At 33.2% G+C, this 19,188-nt stretch carries 15 protein-coding genes; 4 read left to right on the forward strand and 11 right to left on the reverse strand.

The features are described 5' to 3' along the window. Positions 1–160 precede the first annotated feature (160 nt). Positions 161–1,000 carry a hypothetical protein gene (locus ACVCZW_RS11805; RefSeq protein WP_452228621.1) on the forward strand — a complete coding sequence of 280 codons (840 nt, stop codon included), beginning with the start codon at positions 161–163 and terminating at the stop codon, positions 998–1,000. Here the strand turns inward: ACVCZW_RS11805 and ACVCZW_RS11810 are convergent. The 8 genes from ACVCZW_RS11810 to ACVCZW_RS11845 all read right to left on the reverse strand — a co-directional run bounded on the left by ACVCZW_RS11810 (position 968) and on the right by ACVCZW_RS11845 (position 7,694). After that, positions 968–1,231, reverse strand: a complete 264-nt coding sequence (locus tag ACVCZW_RS11810) for a hypothetical protein (RefSeq protein WP_452228622.1) — start codon at positions 1,229–1,231, stop codon at positions 968–970. The two genes, ACVCZW_RS11805 and ACVCZW_RS11810, sit on opposite strands and share 33 nt — an antisense overlap. A 2-nt stretch (positions 1,232–1,233) precedes the next feature. Then, on the reverse strand, positions 1,234–1,788 hold the full coding sequence (locus tag ACVCZW_RS11815) for a sigma-70 family RNA polymerase sigma factor (RefSeq protein ID WP_452228623.1): 555 nt from the start codon (positions 1,786–1,788) through the stop codon (positions 1,234–1,236). 49 nt (positions 1,789–1,837) lie between these two features. Continuing rightward, the gene (locus ACVCZW_RS11820) at positions 1,838–2,740 is read right to left on the reverse strand and encodes a TIGR01777 family oxidoreductase (protein WP_452232511.1); all 903 of its coding nucleotides are present in this window, start codon (positions 2,738–2,740) and stop codon (positions 1,838–1,840) included. A 4-nt stretch (positions 2,741–2,744) separates the two neighbouring features. Next, positions 2,745–3,176 carry a hypothetical protein gene (locus tag ACVCZW_RS11825; RefSeq protein ID WP_452228625.1) on the reverse strand — a complete coding sequence of 144 codons (432 nt, stop codon included), beginning with the start codon at positions 3,174–3,176 and terminating at the stop codon, positions 2,745–2,747. A 3-nt stretch (positions 3,177–3,179) separates the two neighbouring features. Beyond that, complete coding sequence (locus tag ACVCZW_RS11830) at positions 3,180–3,605, reverse strand: hypothetical protein (RefSeq protein WP_452232512.1); 426 nt, start codon at positions 3,603–3,605, stop codon at positions 3,180–3,182. 8 nt (positions 3,606–3,613) lie between these two features. After that, a complete protein-coding gene (locus ACVCZW_RS11835) occupies positions 3,614–5,650 on the reverse strand; it encodes a M3 family metallopeptidase (RefSeq protein ID WP_452232513.1) in 2,037 nt (678 codons plus the stop codon). 351 nt (positions 5,651–6,001) lie between these two features. Continuing rightward, complete coding sequence (purE, locus tag ACVCZW_RS11840; protein WP_452232634.1) at positions 6,002–6,481, reverse strand: 5-(carboxyamino)imidazole ribonucleotide mutase; 480 nt, start codon at positions 6,479–6,481, stop codon at positions 6,002–6,004. Positions 6,482–6,539: 58 nt separating this feature from the next. Continuing rightward, positions 6,540–7,694, reverse strand: a complete 1,155-nt coding sequence (locus tag ACVCZW_RS11845) for a 5-(carboxyamino)imidazole ribonucleotide synthase (protein WP_452232514.1) — start codon at positions 7,692–7,694, stop codon at positions 6,540–6,542. 205 nt (positions 7,695–7,899) lie between these two features. On the opposite strand from ACVCZW_RS11845, the gene ACVCZW_RS11850 reads away from it, so the two are divergent. The 3 genes from ACVCZW_RS11850 (at position 7,900) to ACVCZW_RS11860 (ending at position 10,903) form a co-directional block, all read left to right on the forward strand. Continuing rightward, the gene (locus ACVCZW_RS11850) at positions 7,900–9,009 is read left to right on the forward strand and encodes an adenylate kinase (RefSeq protein WP_452228632.1); all 1,110 of its coding nucleotides are present in this window, start codon (positions 7,900–7,902) and stop codon (positions 9,007–9,009) included. 169 nt (positions 9,010–9,178) lie between these two features. Further along, on the forward strand, positions 9,179–10,177 hold the full coding sequence (gene obgE, locus ACVCZW_RS11855; protein ID WP_452228633.1) for a GTPase ObgE: 999 nt from the start codon (positions 9,179–9,181) through the stop codon (positions 10,175–10,177). Positions 10,178–10,378: 201 nt separating this feature from the next. Continuing rightward, positions 10,379–10,903 carry a DUF4136 domain-containing protein gene (locus tag ACVCZW_RS11860; protein WP_452232515.1) on the forward strand — a complete coding sequence of 175 codons (525 nt, stop codon included), beginning with the start codon at positions 10,379–10,381 and terminating at the stop codon, positions 10,901–10,903. 4 nt (positions 10,904–10,907) lie between these two features. Here the strand turns inward: ACVCZW_RS11860 and ACVCZW_RS11865 are convergent, their stop codons facing one another. The 3 genes from ACVCZW_RS11865 to ACVCZW_RS11875 all read right to left on the reverse strand — a co-directional run bounded on the left by ACVCZW_RS11865 (position 10,908) and on the right by ACVCZW_RS11875 (position 19,186). Continuing rightward, positions 10,908–12,293 carry a M64 family metallopeptidase gene (locus ACVCZW_RS11865; RefSeq protein ID WP_452232516.1) on the reverse strand — a complete coding sequence of 462 codons (1,386 nt, stop codon included), beginning with the start codon at positions 12,291–12,293 and terminating at the stop codon, positions 10,908–10,910. Positions 12,294–12,295: 2 nt separating this feature from the next. Then, complete coding sequence (locus ACVCZW_RS11870; protein WP_452232517.1) at positions 12,296–12,802, reverse strand: hypothetical protein; 507 nt, start codon at positions 12,800–12,802, stop codon at positions 12,296–12,298. 294 nt (positions 12,803–13,096) lie between these two features. Continuing rightward, positions 13,097–19,186 carry an alpha-2-macroglobulin family protein gene (locus ACVCZW_RS11875; protein WP_452232518.1) on the reverse strand — a complete coding sequence of 2,030 codons (6,090 nt, stop codon included), beginning with the start codon at positions 19,184–19,186 and terminating at the stop codon, positions 13,097–13,099. Between the last annotated feature and the right edge of the window lie 2 nt (positions 19,187–19,188).

Raw genomic sequence — 19,188 nt, forward strand, 5'->3', positions numbered from 1 at the left:
TTCGCGGAAATTACAATTTATTGTTGGCCTTATTTAGTAAAAAATAAAGCGTGTTATTTTCAGGCGCAAAAATACGGAAATTATAAGGCATTTTAGTTTTGAATTATGAAAGTTTTTAACCAAATAACTTCTTTATTAACAGTTTGTGTAACTTTGCTATATGCGAATATTAAAACACCTTTTCGATTTTTATATAAACGCGAGTATTCATGTGGCTTTAAGTGTCTGTGCTTTAACGTGGATCACACTTTTAGAATTTGGGACTTCTTATGATACTACGGTGTTATGGTTTAATTTTTTTGCAACCATAACGGGTTATAATTTTGTAAAATACTTTGGCTTGGCAAAGTTTCATCATAGAAGTTTAGCAAATAAATTGAAGGTTATTCAGGTGTTTTCGTTTCTCTGTTTTGTGGCATTGTGCTATTATACTTTTATGCTAGAAATAAAAACATGGCTGTATATTGTGCTTCTTGGTGCTATTACTTTTTTTTATGCGATTCCTTTTTTACCAAGAAATATATTTGTGGATAGTAACCAAAACCTAAGGCAGATAGGCGGATTGAAAATTTATGTTATTGGTATGGTTTGGTGTGCTGTAACGGTATTACTTCCTGTTATAGATAATGAGATTGCTATAACTGCGGATGTTCTTTTAACTACTTTACAACGTTTTATTTTTGTTTTAGTACTTATGATTCCTTTTGAAATAAGAGATTTACAGTACGATAGTTTGAAATTATCTACCATTCCGCAACGTATTGGAATACGAAAAACCAAAATTATTGGCGTTTTATTGTTAGTTGTTTTCTTCTTGTTAGAATTTTTCAAGAATCAAACTAGTAGTGGAAATGTATTTATTTTAGGCCTATTTACACTAATAACTTTATTGTTTGTAGTATTGGCTAGAAAAAATCAGTCGAAGTATTATAGTTCTTTTTTTGTGGAAGGTCTGCCAATTTTAGGGCTAGTTTTGTTGCTCTTTTATGGCCTTAGATAGGTTTTGTTTTAAAGCCTCTTTTTCTTGTTTATGCATACATTCTACATTCGCATTATGCATTTTTTTGGTAAGCTTTTTATTGTTGCTTGAGTATTTTCTGCAAGCTTTGCAAAATGCTAGGTGAAGTGTGAGCTTCATTTTTTCTAAAAGAGATGCTTCTTTATATTGCGATTTATCACAAACATGATTTGCTTTTTCGCAAGCTTTATTTATATTCATTTGTGTATTCATAATTAAAACCAATTTTTCTCCATACAAGATGCCATTGCCGTTCTTGCTCTATGGATGATAACCCACAGGTTAGACGCTGTAATGTTTAGTTCATTACAAATAGTTTCGGTATCTATTCCTTCTATCGTTTTCATTTTAAAAACAGTGGCTTGTTTTTCGGGGAGTTTAGACAGACAACTATAGATAGCTTCGCCTAGTTCTTCGTTTTCGATAACACTTTCTGCATTTTTATCAAAGGGATCGGCAACACGTTCTTCTAGCCAGTCGCCTTCCGATTCTGTATCGCTATTATAGCTCATTCTAACTTCTGCTTTTCCTTTGTTAGAGTTTATTCTTCGGTAATAATCTATAATTTTTCGCTTTAAAATAGAAATTAACCAAGTACGTTCACTTGCTTCTCCTTTAAAATTTTTCATCGATTTTAAACCAGCAAAAAAAGTATCTTGAACCAAGTCTTTAGACAAATCTCTATCGTTAACACGAGAAATAGTGTAGTTGAATAGATAATCTGAATATAAATCAATCCACTTATTTGGATCTATTACGTGTTTTGGCATATTCTTTTTTTAGCTAATTTTCAACAAAAGTAAGCAAAAGGATTTATATCTAACCGATTAAGTTTTTTATAGCGGAAGTAATTGTTGGAAATTGAAATGTAAAACCACTTTCTAAAAGTTTTTTCGGCACCACATTTCTACTGTTTAAAATGAGTTCGGGTTCTGTTTGCATAAATAAAGCACCAATTTCTAGGATGAATTTCGGACTAGGAATGCCAATCGGAACGCCTAATGTTTTTCTAAAATCTTTCATCATCGTAGCATTGTCTGTTGGTTTTGGAACACAAAAATTATAAGCGCCTTTAGCATTTTCTTTATGAATTAGAAAATCTACAGCTCGTGCAAAATCGGTTTGATGAATCCAACTTACTTTTTGTTTTCCGCTGCCTTGTTTTCCTCCTAAACCAAATTGTGTTAGTTTTTTTAGCGGCACAAAAGCACCTTCGTCATTGCCTAATACGATAGAAGTACGTAAAACAATTTTTCTTGTTTGTGGGTTTTCTGTTTTGTAGAATGCTTTTTCCCAAACTTTTGCGACTTCGCTTTCAAAATCGTTTCCAAATACTGTGCTGTCTTCGGTTCTTTCTTCTGTAAAGGCTTCTTTATATATAGAAGTAGTGGAGGAGTTCATCCATATTTTCGGTGGATTTTCACAGCAGTCAATAGCTTGTCCGAGAAGTTGTGTAGAGACAACTCTAGATTCTTTTATTGCTTTTTTATTCGCATCTGTAAATCTGCAATTAATTGTTTTTCCGGTAAGGTTAATAAGTACATCTAAATTTTCAAGATGGGAAACCCAAGAATCTTCCATCGTTTTGGCATCCCAATAAATTTCATTTTCACGTTTCGGACTTCTGCTTAATATGTTTACAGAATAGCCTTTACTGGTAAAATGCTTTTCTAAGGTCTGACCAATAAAACCTGTTCCTCCAGCGATAAGTATTGTTTTCATGGTTTTAATGATTTGTTATATTCACAATAACTAAAAGCGAATAAACTACTGCGAAAAATACAAATAAAGTATTCATGAAATAGCTTCCGATTTTGAATATTTTTTTCTGCGGAATATCATACATAGGGTAATATGCGATTTGCGTTAATACCTTTCCAACCCAATAGGCAGCAATTAAACCCGTTAATGCAATTGCCAGATTCGTATGGTTTTTTAAATCCGAAGGTATTAGAATAGCAATTAATCCAAATGAAAAATTTAAACCTTGAATATATCTGCCATAGGTTTTTGCGATTTCTTGGTTTAAAGGCTTTAGCTGCTTTACATCCGTATACCAATCAAAAACGTGATGTCTTATGTACGGGTAAATTAATGCTGTGAAAATCTGACCAATTCCACCGAGAATAATAATCCAATTCGGAATGTCTAATTTCATATCTTAATCTCTATCAATAGTTACATTTACATGAATATCTTCTTTTTCCACTTGCTCATCAAACTTTAAAATAAAACGCGCTATCTTATCTGGATTGAGTTTACAGTTTTCTATAACCTTACTAGCTAAAAGTCTCCTTAAAAGCATTTTTCTAGTGAAGATAATCGATTTGGAGGTCAAGGAAAGCTTCTCATCTAAAAAAGTTACTTTCGCATAGCTCTCACCTCGTTTAGTCTCCAGATATTTCATGAAAATAATTTCTTCGCCATCCAAATCATAAAAAGAGGTTTTTACAGGATAACCTTCTGTCGATAAACATTCCGTTCCATCCACATAGATAACTCCTTTTTTAATTTTAATTTTTTGTGCTTGCATCATACTTATAGAAAGCATTAAAATTAGTACGGTCAATATGTGTTTTAGCTTCATGTTTTTTTTTATTTAATTAAACCAGCTCTTTTTAATAAAGCTTCAGGTTTTGGTTCTTGACCTCTAAAGCGTTTGTAAAGTGTCATTGGGTTATCTGTTCCACCTTGACTTAATACATTTTCTTTAAATTTAGTAGCTACGGTTTTGTTGAAAATACCTGCTTCTTTAAAATACTCAAAAGCATCCGCATCTAAAACTTCGGCCCATTTGTAACTATAATATCCAGAAGAATAACCGCCTTGAAATATATGTGAAAAGGCTGTACTCATACAATTTTCTGCAACGTCTGGAAATAATTGCGTATCACCAAAGGAAGCATTTTCGTGCGCTTTTACATTTGTGATTTTTGAAGGGTCTTCGGCATGCCAAGACATATCTAATAAGCCAAAACTTATTTGTCGCATGGTTTGCATACCTTCATGAAAGGTTGCAGATTCTTTTATTTTCTCCACCAATTCCATAGGAATTACTTCTCCTGTTTCATAATGTTTAGCAAAAAGTTCTAATGCTTCTTTTTCATAACACCAGTTTTCTAAAACTTGACTTGGTAATTCTACAAAGTCCCAAAATACACTGGTTCCAGATAAACTTGGATACGTTGTGTTGGCAAGCATACCATGTAATGCATGTCCGAATTCATGAAATAAAGTGGTTACTTCATTAAAGGTTAAAAGCGATGGTTTACTTTTTGTAGGTTTTGTGAAATTACAAACTATAGAAACATGCGGTCTATCATTAACACCATTTTTGATGCTTTGCGGTTTGTAACTAGTCATCCATGCACCATTTCGTTTTCCTTTTCTTGGGAAGAAATCGGCATAGAAAATAGAAACTAATTCGCCGTTTTCATCTTTTACTTTATAGGTTAAAACATCTTCGTGATATTTATCGATAGTATGAATTTCTTCAAATTGTAAACCAAATAATTTGTTCGCAATAGTAAAAGCACCTTCAATGACGTTTTCTAATTTAAAGTATGGTTTTAGTTGTTCGTCGTCTAAGTTGAATAACTTTTGTTTTAGTTTTTCGGAATAATAACCAGAATCCCATTTTTGTAAGGTATCAATGCTGTCTAGCTCTTTAGCAAAATTCTCCAGATTCGTATATTCTAGATTTGCAGCTGGTTTTGCTTTTTCTAATAATTCGTTTAAAAAACTTTTTACTTTTTCTGGCGTTTTTGCCATACGTTCTTCTAAAACAAAATGCGCATGTGTTTGATAACCTAAAAGATTTGCTCTTTTAAAACGAAGCGTTGCTATTTGTAAAACGTTATTTTGATTATCTAAAGCATCGTTATGAAACGCTTTACTTCCACCAGCTAATGACAGTTTTTCACGCAGCTCACGATTGTCAGCATACGTCATAAATGGAATATAACTAGGATAGTCTAAAGTAATAAGCCATCCTTCTTTTTCCTTAGATTCTGCGAGCTGTTTTGCAGCCTCTTTAGCGCCTTCTGGCAATCCTGCTAAATCGGCTTCCTTGGTAATTAGCATTTCAAACTTGTTGGTTTCTGCTAAAACATTTTCGCCAAACTTTAATTTTAGTTTACTAAGTTCTTTATCTATAGCACGAAGTTCTTGTTTTTTGTCTTCGGCTAAATTGGCTCCGTTTCTAGAGAAACTTTTATATTTTTTATCTAAAAGCGTTTCTTGTTCTGTGCTTAAATTTAATTCCGCTTTTTTAGTATAAACGGCTTTTACACGTTTAAATAAATCTTGATTTAATGTTATGTCGTTCCCGAAATCGGAAAGTAAAGGCGAAACTTCTTGTGCGATTTTTTGAATTTCATCATTGGTTTCGGCAGAGTTCAGATTAAAAAATATGCTGGATATTCTATCTAATTGTTCGCCCGAAAAATCTAAAGCTTCTATGGTATTTTCAAAAGTGGGAGCTTCCGGATTAGTAACAATAGCATCTATTTCTGCTTTTGCATTTTTTATTCCTAGTGTAAAAGCAGGAAGGTAATCGGTAGTTGCTATTTTAGAAAAAGGAGCGGTTTGAAAGGCTGTGGTGAATTTTTCTGTAAGTATATTCTTGTACATCTTTTAAATTTATGTTAAATGTAGATTTTATTATGCATGCATAGCATGTAATCTCTATCTTTGTATTGATTTTTTCATATAAGAGCTGGTTACTCGTTGATAAAATTATTGATTAATAGCGAAAAACCTTGATGCAAATCAAGGTTTTTTTTATTTTTAAAAACACTTGATTTGCATTTTAACTGATTTATGTGCTTTTCATCTAAAAATCTGAATTGACTCTCCTTTTCATTAAGAATAACATGAAATAGTTGAACCTTTGCATAAGTTTTTTCATATGAGTTCAATCTCATGTTTAAGAAAATTGATTAATAGCGTTATAACCTCAAGAGCAATCTTGGGGTTATTTGGTTATAGACCTTTTGCAGATTCTATTACTTTAACTTTTAAGCTTTCTTTATACGCAATTACTTTATCTAGTACTAATTTATCGGAAGTTGCAATAATTTGTGCTGCAAGTATTCCTGCGTTTTTTGCTCCATTTAAAGCTACTGTCGCTACAGGCACTCCTCCAGGCATTTGAAGAATAGACAAAACAGAATCCCAACCATCTATAGAATTACTGCTTTTTACAGGAACGCCAATAATAGGAAGTGGCGATAAAGATGCAATCATTCCTGGTAAATGTGCAGCTCCTCCAGCTCCGGCAATGATAACAACAATGCCTTTTTTATGCGCGTTTTTACCATAATCGAACATTTTTTCTGGTGTTCTGTGTGCCGAAACAATATCTACTTCTACTTCTATATCGAAGCTTTTTAAAATATCGATAGCTTCTTGCATTATTGGAAGATCACTTTTACTTCCCATGATTACTCCTACTTTCATAATAAATTTCAAATATTTAAATTCCGAAAGGATACTAGGTATCCAATTTGATTGTTTCGATTTACTCGCTAATCACTTTTATCGTATTCTTAACCTGTTCCGCAATTTTACGTGCTTCGTTGATATCTTGATTTACAATAGTAACATGTCCCATTTTTCTAAAAGGGCGTGTTTCTTTTTTACCATAAATATGAGGTGTTACACCTTCCATATTCATAATGGCTTCCATGTTTTCATAAACAACACTTCCTGTGTACCCTTCGGCGCCAACAAGATTTACCATGATTCCACCACCTTTATTTGCTGTGCTTCCTAAAGGTAAATTTAAAATGGCTCTTATGTGTTGCTCAAACTGCGAAGTATAATTCGCCTCAATAGTTTGATGTCCAGAATTGTGTGGTCTTGGTGCTACTTCGTTGATTAATATTTTATTGTCTTGCGTTAAAAACATTTCAACAGCCAACAAACCAACATGTTTAAATGCTTGGGATGCTTTTAAAGCTACTTCTTCTGCTTTTTCAGCAATCTCAGTATCAATTCTTGCAGGACAGATTACATATTCTACTTGATTTGCTTCTGGATGAAATTCCATTTCTACAACAGGAAACGTTTTTACATCACCTTTTGCATTTCTAGAAACAATAACCGCTAATTCATTTTTAAAAGGAATTAATGCTTCAGCAATACATTCGCCAGTTGTTAACCCTTTTAAATCTTCTAAACTTCTAACTACTTTTACGCCATTACCATCATAGCCAAATTGTGCGGCTTTCCATACAAAAGGGAATTGTAATCCGCCGTTATCTACAGCGTCTTCAATTTCAGAAAGGTATGCAAAACGAGAAAATGGTGCAGTTGGTAAATTATGATCGATATAAAATAACTTCTGTTTTGCTTTATTTTGAATAATGCGGAGCGTCTTTGATGAAGGGTATACGGTAACTCCTTCTTTTTCTAACCTTTCAAGCGCATCTACATTTACGTTTTCAATTTCTATAGTAAGTACATCTACTTGTTTTCCAAATTGGTACACCGTTTCAAAATCCATTAAGCTTCCTAAATGAAATTCATTGCTTCCTATTTTACAAGGTGCTTCTGTGCTTCCGTCTAAAACACAGGTGTAAATATCTAGTTTTCTAGTTTCGGTGAGTAGCATTTTGCCAAGTTGTCCGCCACCAAGAATACCAAGTTTAAAATTTGAAGAAAAATAATTCATATGTTTTCTGTCTTTCGACTTCGCTTAAGATAGACTCCAGCGAAAATTTGTTTTTAATGAAACATTTGTTTTAAAAATCGATCTAATACTACAAAAATACACTTAAAATTAGAATGAGTTTTAAAAACTTCCAGTTTCTAGCTTCTGACTTCTAACTAAAAGAATTATCTTTGCAAAGAATTAATAAAAAACAAGTTAGTCTTACATGATTAAGCTAGACGATTTATATTTTAAACCATTTATTTCGGCAGAAAAAATTGATGCTGCTGTTCAAAAAATGGCGGATGATGTTGCTGCAGACCTAGGAGATATAGTACCTGTATTTATAGGTATTTTAAATGGCTCTTTTATGCTAGTCAGTGATTTTGTTAAAAAATACCCGAAACCTTGCGAAGTTACTTTTATAAAACTTGCTTCTTATGAAGGGATAAAATCGACAGACGACATACAAAGACTTATTGGTTTAACACAGGATTTAACAGGACGTACCGTTGTGATTCTAGAAGATATTATAGACTCTGGAAAAACATTAGCAGAAGTACATCGAATTTTTAAAAACGAAAATGCTAAATCGTTACTAATAGCTACTTTGTTTTTTAAACCAGAAGCATATAAAAAGGACTTTAAACTGCATTATGTCGGAATTGAAATTCCGGACAGGTTTATTGTTGGTTATGGTTTAGATTATAATGGATTAGGAAGAGATTTACCAGAAGTATATCAATTACAAACAACCCAACACATGACAAATTTAGTCCTATTTGGACCTCCAGGAGCAGGAAAAGGAACACAAGCTAATTTTTTAAAGGAAAAATATAATTTAGTACATATCTCTACAGGTGATGTGTTTCGTTATAATATAAAAAACGAAACTGCTTTAGGTATGCTCGCTAAATCTTTTATGGATAAAGGCGAATTGGTTCCAGATCAAGTGACTATTGATATGTTGGAAGCGGAAGTAGATAGAAATTCGGACGCCAAAGGATTTATATTTGATGGTTTTCCTAGAAATGAAGCACAAGCGGAAGCTTTGGATAAAATACTTGAAGCTAAAGATTCTAAAGTTAGTGCAATGGTTGCGCTAGAAGTAGAAGATGAAGTGCTAGTACAACGTTTACTGGAAAGAGGTAAAACTAGCGGAAGAAAAGATGATTCTGATGAAGCAATTATAAGAAACAGAATTAAGATTTATTATAATGAAACCGCAATTTTAAAAGATTACTACTCTGCACAAGATAAGTATTTTGGTGTAGATGGTGTTGGTGGTATTGAAGATATTACAAAGCGATTAAATATAGTAATCGATACACTATAAATGTAAGAATGCTACTTGGAGCGCAATCGAAAAGTAGCAGTATCAAACGTTTATAAAATACAATTCCCTGTTTTGATGGGATATTTACAACGGAAAATTTGAAATAATAAGGAGGACAACTAGTGGTTGTCAGGAATTTTTCAAATTAAAGTTTTTACAAAAGATAATTATGACTGAAGGCAATTTCGTAGACTACGTAAAAATGCATGTTTCTTCTGGAAATGGAGGACAAGGATCAACGCATTTACATCGCGAAAAATATTTAGAAAAAGGTGGCCCAGATGGTGGAGATGGAGGTCGTGGTGGTCACGTCATTCTTAGAGGAAGTTCCAATCTTTGGACACTGATACACTTAAAATTTAAGAGACACGTAAGAGCTACACATGGTGGACATGGAAGTAGCGGAAGAAGTTCTGGTGCAGATGGTGAAGATCAATATGTAGAAGTGCCATTAGGGACTGTAGTTAGAGATACAGAAACCAATGATGTTCTTTTTGAAATTACCGAAGAAGGTGAAGAAAGAATCATTGCAGAAGGAGGAAAAGGTGGTCGTGGTAACTGGCATTTTAAAAGTTCTACCAACCAAACACCTCGTTATGCGCAACCAGGAATTCCGTTAGAGGAAAAAGATGTTACCTTAGAATTAAAATTGCTAGCAGATGTTGGTTTAGTAGGTTTCCCTAATGCAGGAAAATCTACCTTACTTTCTGTAGTTACTTCTGCAAAACCAAAAATTGCAGATTATGAGTTTACCACGCTAAAACCTAACTTAGGGATTGTAAAACATAGAGAATTTCAATCTTTTGTAATGGCAGATATTCCTGGTATTATTGAAGGTGCAGCAGAAGGAAAAGGTCTTGGTTATTACTTTTTACGTCATATTGAGCGTAACTCTATTTTGTTATTTTTAATTCCTGCAGATGCGGAAGATATTAAAAAACAATACGATATTCTGTTAGATGAATTAAGACGTTACAATCCAGAAATGCTAGATAAAGATCGTATGATAGCTATTTCTAAAAGTGATATGTTGGATGCAGAACTACAAGCAGAATTAAAAGAAGAATTAGATAATACCTTACCAATAGATTATATGTTTATCTCTTCGGTAGCACAACAAGGCTTAACAGCACTTAAAGATAAGCTCTGGAATATGTTAAATGATTAATTTTTTGGCGTTACACTACTACGCTTAGGCTGCGTAGTGTCAGGCTTTTCGTTGTATCTTTTATTTTGAAATAAAATAAAAGGATGCCACTACAATCCTTAACGCGATACATCATATATTAGGATTACTTTAAAACTACCATCTACATGGTAGTTTTTTATTGGAATAGTTTTTGATTATTTTTACAAAAAAATAATTCCTATGAAGTCTATTAAAATATTACTCTTATCATTTCTAGTTACGGCTTGTGCGCCAATTTATTTCACTACAGATTTTGAAAAGGGCACCGATTTTTCTAAATATAAAACCTATAATTATTATTCAGATATAGAAACGGGTTTAAGCGAATTAGATGCTAAACGATTATTTTACGTTTTAGATAATCAGTTGCAACTTCAAGGATTAACTGTTTCCGAGACTCCCGATTTCTTTATTAATATTCAAAGTGAAGAATATCAAACAACGCCACGCAGAACTGTTGGAGTAGGCGTTGGTGGTGCAGGAAGAAATGTTGGAGGTGGCGTTGGTATTGGTATTCCTATTGGACAAGCAAAAACAACACGACAAATTATATTTGAATTTGTAGACGAAAATGGGATTGGCCTCTTTTGGCAAGCAACGAGTGAAAGTACATATAACCCAAATGCAAATCCAGAAAAACGAGAGGCAAGTCTACAAGCACTTGTAGAAAAAGTATTTAAAAAATATCCTCCGCAACAAAAATAGAAAACTAGTTCTTAATTAGCTTTTTACTAGCGATTAAAACATTGTTTGCATAAAAGTTAGTAATGTATAATCCTTGACTTAAAGCACTAATATCGATTGGTGTGTTTTGGTTATTCGTAAGGTTTATAGTTTTTACTTCTTTACCATCCATACTTGCTATTTTTACAATAACAGTATTGGCTAAGGTATTTTCTAATTTAAAATGAACTACGTTATTAGCAGGATTTGGATACATCGTTAAACTAAAATCATTAGCAACAACATCTTGAATACCTAAAGTATTATCAATGGTCCAAGAAACTGTTGCTACGTGAATAGATTCATGACCATCTATATTAATTAAAGTGGTCGCATCATGTACCACTGCAGTTAAGTTATTTGTTCCAGCATTTAAATCGCTTTCTAATAGGTTTAAAGCATCTACATTGGTTGCAAAACTAGTACTGTTAAGTGTCCAAGTGTTTTCTAAAGTATTTGTTGTTAATGTTGGTATGGTGTTTATTTGAAAACCTAAAGGAAAGGAAGGATTACTTATAGTAGCTTCTGTTGGTGTATACGAATCAATAGTAGAGACTAAACTGTGAATTTTCTCTATAATTCCTTCTTTACAAACCGAGCAAAAAGGATAGCCTAAATAGCGCATTTTGCAAAATTCGTGAGGTCTATTCCATGTAGCAGCAGTTCCAGAAGCAGCATAAGGATAAATACCTATATTATTAATACCTATCCAGTTTTTCCATTTTACTAAAGTAGGATCTGTTTGTTGCGTCATATTAATGGCTTCTGCAGCTAGCATATCACCAGGGTAATATTCGTCTTTTAAATCTGCAAACGAATGTCCGATTTCATGAATAGCAATTTCGCCACCATCTTGTCCGGTAGAAGCAATAGGAAACATTCCTCCGCTACCTCCATAATAAGGAGAATTTACTAATATCATCGCTTGATCATACATAGGGAAATTCATAGCTAAAACAGTAGCAATGGTTCCTTGGTTTTCGGTATAAAGTAATCTGTGAATGTCATAACTATCATAGGCTGTATCAAAATAGTTGTTTACAATTTGTGTTGGCACCGTGTAGCTTGCTTCGTCTGCAGCAGTTCCTGAATGCGCTGCACCACTTTCTGTAGAAATAACTTTTACTATATGTACATTAAAGTAGTTTTCATAACTAGCAAAGGGTTCATCAGCAAATAGATCATTCATAAAACTAGTTGCATCTATTTCAAATTGTGAAAGTTCACTTGTTTGATAACCTTCACTTAAAATAACTAAGTTAATTCGCTTATCGTCATCACCAGAATCTTTTATTTTTTGTACATCAAAAATTTGGGAAAAAACCAACTGAAGATTAAAAACAAGAAGTGTTATAAGTAATAGTTTTTTCATATCTAATCTATTTTAGTGGTAAGGTGTTTTATTGGGGCTGCGTTGGTTATTTCTGAAATTACAATATGTTTAGCTTCCGGAGATACTTGCATTCTAATAGAGAATTGTACACTATCTAAGTCTAAAACTTTTTTTTCAAAATTACCATAATCATTAACAAACTCCACTGTTTTTTTTAACGGATTTTTTAAAGCATATTTTTTAATCGCTTTAAAGTCTTTATCTAGAAGCATATATTCTAGATCACCAATAGTCGCGTTTGGTATGTTTTCTGGTTTGCCTTTTAATTTTCCTTCGGTATTAATTTGATTTATTAAAGTGATGCTTTTTTTACCTCCAGTATTTTTAACCAATAGATAATTTAAAAAAAGAATTTTGGAAGTTTCAATAGTTTTAGTTTCCTCTATTACTATTATGTCTTCTGCAGTAACTTGCCTTTTTGAAGCACAAGAAAGCATAGAAAATAGAAGTATTATAAGTGAGAAATATTTAAATATTCTAGGAGTCATCTAAATGTAGCTAATTAGGAATGGTTAAAGTTACACATTAATGAGATTGTATTAGAATTATAGGTGTAAAAAAGAAGGACTATAAGTAGTTCTCCTTTTTTGATGAAAAGGGGATTAAAACCTTTCCATCCTTCGGACACCTTCCCTTGAAATAAGGGAAGGGAACTTAAAAAGATACTTTGGTTTTTTAGTTAGGAAAATCTCTCCCTGCGTCTCTTTGTAAACGCTGCGAGTCTCAATGAAAATAATAATTTTAGTTTTTATTCATGCGATTCCTACCTACGCAGGGATTTTCTATTCTACCGTGATTTTAACGCCTTCGCTATGACTACTAAATTCTGGCGCATACATACTTTGAATAGTTGTAATTCCATTACTCATATAACCCGAATTATTAACACGTAAGTCATACTCAAATACAAAAATACCTTTAGGTAAGTAGTCGAAAAAGAAATTAGTCGAAGCATCTTTTGTAGCTTCATAATAGCCCAATCCATCCTGCCATTTATAATGCGAAAGTACATTTATTGGCTCTAAACCAGAAGCTCGCATATCTTTCATATGAACAAATTCCATAGCACGATCGCTTTTTAATTCTATACGAACACGTACTAAATCGCCAACCTGTAACTTCGTGTCTATAGTAACTTCTTGAAGTTCTTCCCCTAAATCGGTATTCTTTTTTAGGAATAGTTTTTTCTTCAATTTTAAAGGCGTTTCTGCTGATGTAATTTTATCTAAATCTTCAAAATATTGCCAGTACAAACTTCCCCAAGCGATTCCTTTTCCTTTTTTAGTAATCTTCACTTCTGCCATTTCTGGTTTTATCTCTTCGCCTTTCCAAGACGTTTTAAAATAACCAGTTCCAGCTTCCACTTGTACATCTTCCAGTTTTTTAGGATCTATTTCTTGGTTCCCAATTACAATATCAACCATATCTGTAACCGATAACCAATCGCTTCCTTGTAATAATAAAGCATACACAGCTTCGGTAGTTGCTTTGGTGGTTTTCCATCGGTTGGTTTGCTTGTTTTTAAGGAGCCATATTTTTAGATTGTCGATGGTTTCTGTATCCTTTTCAATTTCGGCAAACGCTTCAATCAACAATGCTTGGGTTTCTATTGGTGCTTGATACCAATACCAAGAATTTGTATTTGCTTTCCAATACATTCCTAATTCTTCGCTAGTAATACTGTTTTCTTTTAACGATTTTAAAATGGCTTTCGCAGTTTTTGTATCATCGAATCTTTCAGCAACTAAAGCCATCATTCCTTTTGCATATAAACTTCTAGACAACCAATATTTCTCTATTTGCGTTTGATAATAATTGGTAATCTCTTGTACTTCTTGGCTCTTTTTAATTTCAGGGAAAAAGCTTCGCATGTATAAATAATGCAATTGTGTGTAGCTTAAATGATCTTTACTTAAGTCGATATCTTTGTTATATTTTTTGATGTTTTTGTATTCCTGAATAAATTCTGCATCTAAATAATCAATTGCTTTTTCAATCATAGAAGACGTCTCGACGCCACTCGGCGTGATACCAAGTTTATCTAAATGTCCAAAACCAGTAATGATATGTTGTGTGATGTAACGGTTTTCTCTTCCGCCAGCAAACCAAGACCAAGCACCATTTTGCATTTGATTTTGTTCTAATTTGCGTTTTGCCGATTGTAATTCATTATTCATTTTGTTTAAATCGAATAACAAAGCAATTCGTTTTTTCTGTTCGGATTCACTTTGTGCATCGCGTAACCAAGGCGTTTCTTGAATTAAAAGGGACTTCAATTCTTCATTCTTTTCTAAGTTAGAAAGTAATGCGTCTGTGTTTTTCCATTGATTAAAAACATCTTGAATTCTCGGATTGCTATTTGCAATATGACTTGCCAAAGCATTTGCATAATATCTGCTGAAGGTTTGCTCATTGCAATCATAAGGATATTCCATTAAATACGGAAGCGCTTGCACAGCATACCATGCAGGATTGCTAGTCATTTCTAACGTTAGGTTATGATTTTTAAGCGTGGTTGAAGTTGTATTCTTTAACTTATCTAAAGTAAAGGTTTTTGTTTCGTTACTTTTAATCCACATAGGAAGCGTTTCTGTCACCAACATTCTATTGGTTAATACAGGAAGCACGTTTTGCTCGCCATCACTATATTTACCAGATTGTGCAATAATTTTGTATTGTACTGCTGCTATATCTTCCGGAATGTATAACAGCCAAGCCACTTGTGTATTTCCATTGGCGTCTACTGTAAATTCTCTAGTTCCGTAGGTTCCAGAATAATTCGGACTAGGAATTTCTGCTTCTGTGTACAATTTTTTGTCAATACGTTCGCCAGTTGTAGCATCAAAAAGTTGAAGCACAGCTTCACCAGAAATTTGCTTTTCGGTAAGATTTGCAATTTTAGAGCTAATAACAATTTCATCTCCTTCACGTAAAAAACGAGGCGCATTTGGTATTACCATTAACTCTTTTTGAGTAACTGTTTCTAAACTAGTAATCGTGCTTTCTAGGTTTTTAGTATGTGCTAATAATTGTAGATTCCATTTGGTTAAAGCTTCCGGAGTAGTAAAACTAAAGCTTATGTTTCCGTTTTTGTCTGTTTGTAATTGCGGAAAGAAAAATGCGGTTTCTTGTAAGTTTTCCCTAATAGTAACACCAGAGAAATCAGTTTCTTCTTTGGTTGTTTCTGTATTATCAGTGGTGTTTATTCCTGCTGTCTTTCCGCTTAAAGCATCAGCAACAGTGATAACTTCTTCGTCTAATTCTTCTCCTGCCATATTCATTTCAGCAACTGGGGCACCAGCAACTCTTTTAGATCTAGAAGCACTTTTAACCATATACTCTGCTTCATACATAAGCCTTCCATGACCAAAATAAAAACCAAACCAATTCCATTGATCATAATTTTGCTGCGAATAGGATACTGTATTTCTATTTTGATTATACACTCTAAACCCAGTAGTACCAAAACTCTGTCTTGCATTTGCTCGATTATATGTGTAATAGTTTTGTTGGCTAATCGGATTAAAATTCCAACTGTGAGGTTTAAACGGATCTAGTGAAGCATCATACATACTTGCCAATAACTCTGCACTAACTTTTTCTCCTTGCGGTCCTTTAATTTTAAAGCTCCAAGTTTCCTCTGTTCCGGGTTGCAGTTTATCTCTAAAGGTTAGCGTTTCTATTTCTAATTCGGTTTTTGGATACGGAACAGTTATGTTTAAAGTTCCTGCATCATAACTATTAAAAGTAGACAAACTATATTGTACTACAAAGCCACCAACATCTTCTTTGGTCACAGGAATGCGAATCGTTTTTTTGTTATTGTTTAAGTGAATAACCTCTTGCTTGATAATCTCATGTTGCTTGTCTACAGTAACCGTTAGATATACATCTGTTGCCGCCGAAGCAAAAGTTACTATAGCGGTTTCACCAGCTTGGTAGCTATCTTTATTAGTGGTAATACTAAATAGCTGGTTGTCTGCTAGCGTTTCGTCCTTATCACTAAAAAGAGTTGTTTTTATTTCGTCTTTTACTTCTTGTCCGAATTTATCTTTGCTTTCTAGAAGAATAATATACCCGCCAGATTCCCATTTTTTAAGGTTTCCTAAATCGAACTCTTTCGCTTTTGAAGTATCAAATTTTTCGTCTAAAACAAGTTTGCCTTTTTTCCAGGTAGTGCTATTGTGTTCGTCTTTATATGCTTCGTGCGGAAAGGTATTTTTAAATTCACTTTCTGTGATATCTTGATAATCTGGAGCAGTCCAAGGTCTTGGTCTTAAAACTTGTTTGGGCGCTTCTAGTTTATAGATTTTAATGCTTCCTTTTGCAGGAACAAATTCGCCATTTAAGTTTTTAGTATCTATTTTTAAAGTATGGTTTTTATTGCTTTTTTCTAATTTATCAGCAATAGAAAGATTCGCTAATAAAGCATGATAACCAACATTTACAGTGGTAGTAGCACTTCGTGTTTCGCCATTAAGATCTGTAATATCTGCGGTTACTTCATAATGAAAAATTGGTAAGCTATTGTTGTCTGCACTTTGGTCTGGTTGTGCTTTAAAAGTAATTTCAAACTCGCCTTTATCATTCGTTTTACTTTCTCCATGTTTTATTTCTTGAGGTTCGCTAGAAAAATAAGGACGATACCAATAATACCATCTCGGATATTGTACTTTTCTATGTACTCGATATACCACTTTTGCATCTGTGATAGTACTTCCCGCGTAAGCAAGTGCATTTCCTTTTATAGTAATTTCATCGTTTACTTTATAGGTTTCTGTAACAGGAAGAAAGGTCGCTTCAAATTTTGGTCGTTTGTATTCTTCTACGGAAATATTTGCGTTTCCATTTAAATTTACTTTTTCGGAAGAAATATTTAAGTTGAAATTTCCTGTTAATCCTGTGTTTGGTAAAATGAATTCTCCCTGAAAAGAACCAAATGCATTGGTAACAAATTCTAACGTTTTTAGTTCTTGATAATTCGCGTCTTTTAGAGTAACGGTTAGTTTTGTGTTTGTAAATACTTCCGATTTGCCATCTTTAGTTTTCATGGCAATACCTTTAAAGAAAACTGTTTGTCCTGGTCTGTAAATACTTCGGTCTGTAAAAAGGAACCCTTTATAGGTTTCTTTATTTTTATCGGGCTGGTTGTAATTACGTTGATAAATGTAGTAATCGCCAAAATACGCTTTCTCGTCCTTGTGAGTGACTTCAATTTTTACATTACTATATCTTTCTACAGATTTGGAAACAGAAGCTTCTCCTTTATTATTGGTGATTACGTTTTCCGAAACTCGCGTACGATTATTATTTTTTAAATAACTGATTTTAAGTTTGGCATCCGGAATTGGTTTTCCGTTATTTCTATCTATAACTTGAAAAACGGTTTTGTCATTTATCGTGTTTTCTACAACTGCCATGTCGGTGATTTGTGCATTTGTAAACCCGAAAGTGCTAGTGTTATCTGTTGTTTCCGCTAAAAAGATATAACGACCATTGCCTAATTTAGGTACAATAACTTCGGTAGTATGTGATTGGTAATCGTTTTCGTTACGTAAGCTGCTTTTCCAATTGGTTACTAGTTTTAGATCTTTTATAAAAGCAAACTGTTCTTCTTTTCTATAGGTTTTGTTTAACTGTTCTAATTCGTTTTCGGTTATTTTATATACCGTAAAAGACAAATCACTCATGTTTTTATAACGAATTAAAAGCCGAGCTTCTTTTTGAATTGGTAAATTGGTTTCTGTAGTAATTTGTAAACTTTCTTGTAAGATTTGCTGTTTTAAAACTTGGCATTTTTGAGCCCCAATACTTTTTGGGAATTGTGCAATAACAGCATCACAAAGAGCAAGAGCTTCCTTGTTTTTCCAACGGTTTTCTTCTTTTGTTTCTGGTTGAAAATCGTTTCCTTGCTGAACATAAAAAGTTGCAATTTCAAAATCATATAAACCAGAAACAGCATTACCTTTTAGCTGTTTGCTTTCCGCTTGAAGTGCATTTAAATAAATAGCATCTTTATTTTTGAAGGTTGCATGGTTTCTAACAAAATTCAGCCTTTTAATATTTACATCTGCTAAAGCTTCTGGTGATTTATCCTTACTATGAAACTGAATTAGATCTTGATATATTTTTAAAGCATGAAGCTGCAAGGAAGTGCTGTCTTTGGAAGTGATTTTTAGTTTAGAAAAAGCGGCCGCTTCACTAAGGTATTCTTCTTTGTTGATTTCAAACTTGTAAGCAGGTTTAGTGATGCTATTCTCGTCTGTTTTGTAAAACTGTAATGCATTATGATTTAATAAATCGAAAAGCGTAGGTCTAAATATTTTGGAGTTTTCTTGTTCTTGTAAAAGCGTGGTGTAATTGTTTAAACTTGTTTGTTGTAACAATAAACCGTTTTTTAGAGAACTTTCGTAATACGTGTTAATCTCTGCAAATAGCGTTTGTAAATCCCAAGTTCTAAAATCTGTAGCATCTACTTTTTCTTCCGTTTTTGTTCGGTTATAAAATGCATATCTGTTATCCTGAAAATATTGCCAATACAAGTTGGCAAGCATGCTTTCTAATACATTTTTGGTAGGAGAAACATTTTCATTAATTGCTTCTTTAAAATCGTTTATAATGTTTAGTTGCGCATCTTCTTCCAGTGTTAGTGCATATTTACTTTTATACAGAAGTGCTTTTATAATTTGTGGAGAGTTCTTATCTGCTCTTGCTTTTTTGCTAATGGCTTCAACCGCTTTTAATGCTGATTTTGTTAATCCTTCTTTTTCCAATTGGGCAATTTCCTTCCAAAGACTTTCGTAATTGTAGGTTTGTGCTTGTGAAAAATTAGCAAAAAGGATAATCATAAATATAGTGGTGATTTTTTTCATAT

It is taken from the genome of Lacinutrix sp. MEBiC02595, assembly GCF_053601555.1.

Excerpts from the sequence above, each read along its gene's own strand:
- ACVCZW_RS11805 (WP_452228621.1), top strand. The coding sequence starts at position 161 with ATGCGAATATTAAAACACCTTTTCGATTTTTATATAAACGCGAGTATT.
- ACVCZW_RS11810 (WP_452228622.1), bottom strand. The coding sequence starts at position 1,231 with ATGAATACACAAATGAATATAAATAAAGCTTGCGAAAAAGCAAATCAT.
- ACVCZW_RS11815 (WP_452228623.1), bottom strand. The coding sequence starts at position 1,788 with ATGCCAAAACACGTAATAGATCCAAATAAGTGGATTGATTTATATTCA.
- ACVCZW_RS11820 (WP_452232511.1), bottom strand. The coding sequence starts at position 2,740 with ATGAAAACAATACTTATCGCTGGAGGAACAGGTTTTATTGGTCAGACC.
- ACVCZW_RS11825 (WP_452228625.1), bottom strand. The coding sequence starts at position 3,176 with ATGAAATTAGACATTCCGAATTGGATTATTATTCTCGGTGGAATTGGT.
- ACVCZW_RS11830 (WP_452232512.1), bottom strand. The coding sequence starts at position 3,605 with ATGAAGCTAAAACACATATTGACCGTACTAATTTTAATGCTTTCTATA.
- ACVCZW_RS11835 (WP_452232513.1), bottom strand. The coding sequence starts at position 5,650 with ATGTACAAGAATATACTTACAGAAAAATTCACCACAGCCTTTCAAACC.
- ACVCZW_RS11845 (WP_452232514.1), bottom strand. The coding sequence starts at position 7,694 with ATGAATTATTTTTCTTCAAATTTTAAACTTGGTATTCTTGGTGGCGGA.
- ACVCZW_RS11850 (WP_452228632.1), top strand. The coding sequence starts at position 7,900 with ATGATTAAGCTAGACGATTTATATTTTAAACCATTTATTTCGGCAGAA.
- obgE (WP_452228633.1), top strand. The coding sequence starts at position 9,179 with ATGACTGAAGGCAATTTCGTAGACTACGTAAAAATGCATGTTTCTTCT.
- ACVCZW_RS11860 (WP_452232515.1), top strand. The coding sequence starts at position 10,379 with ATGAAGTCTATTAAAATATTACTCTTATCATTTCTAGTTACGGCTTGT.
- ACVCZW_RS11865 (WP_452232516.1), bottom strand. The coding sequence starts at position 12,293 with ATGAAAAAACTATTACTTATAACACTTCTTGTTTTTAATCTTCAGTTG.
- ACVCZW_RS11870 (WP_452232517.1), bottom strand. The coding sequence starts at position 12,802 with ATGACTCCTAGAATATTTAAATATTTCTCACTTATAATACTTCTATTT.
- ACVCZW_RS11875 (WP_452232518.1), bottom strand. The coding sequence starts at position 19,186 with ATGAAAAAAATCACCACTATATTTATGATTATCCTTTTTGCTAATTTT.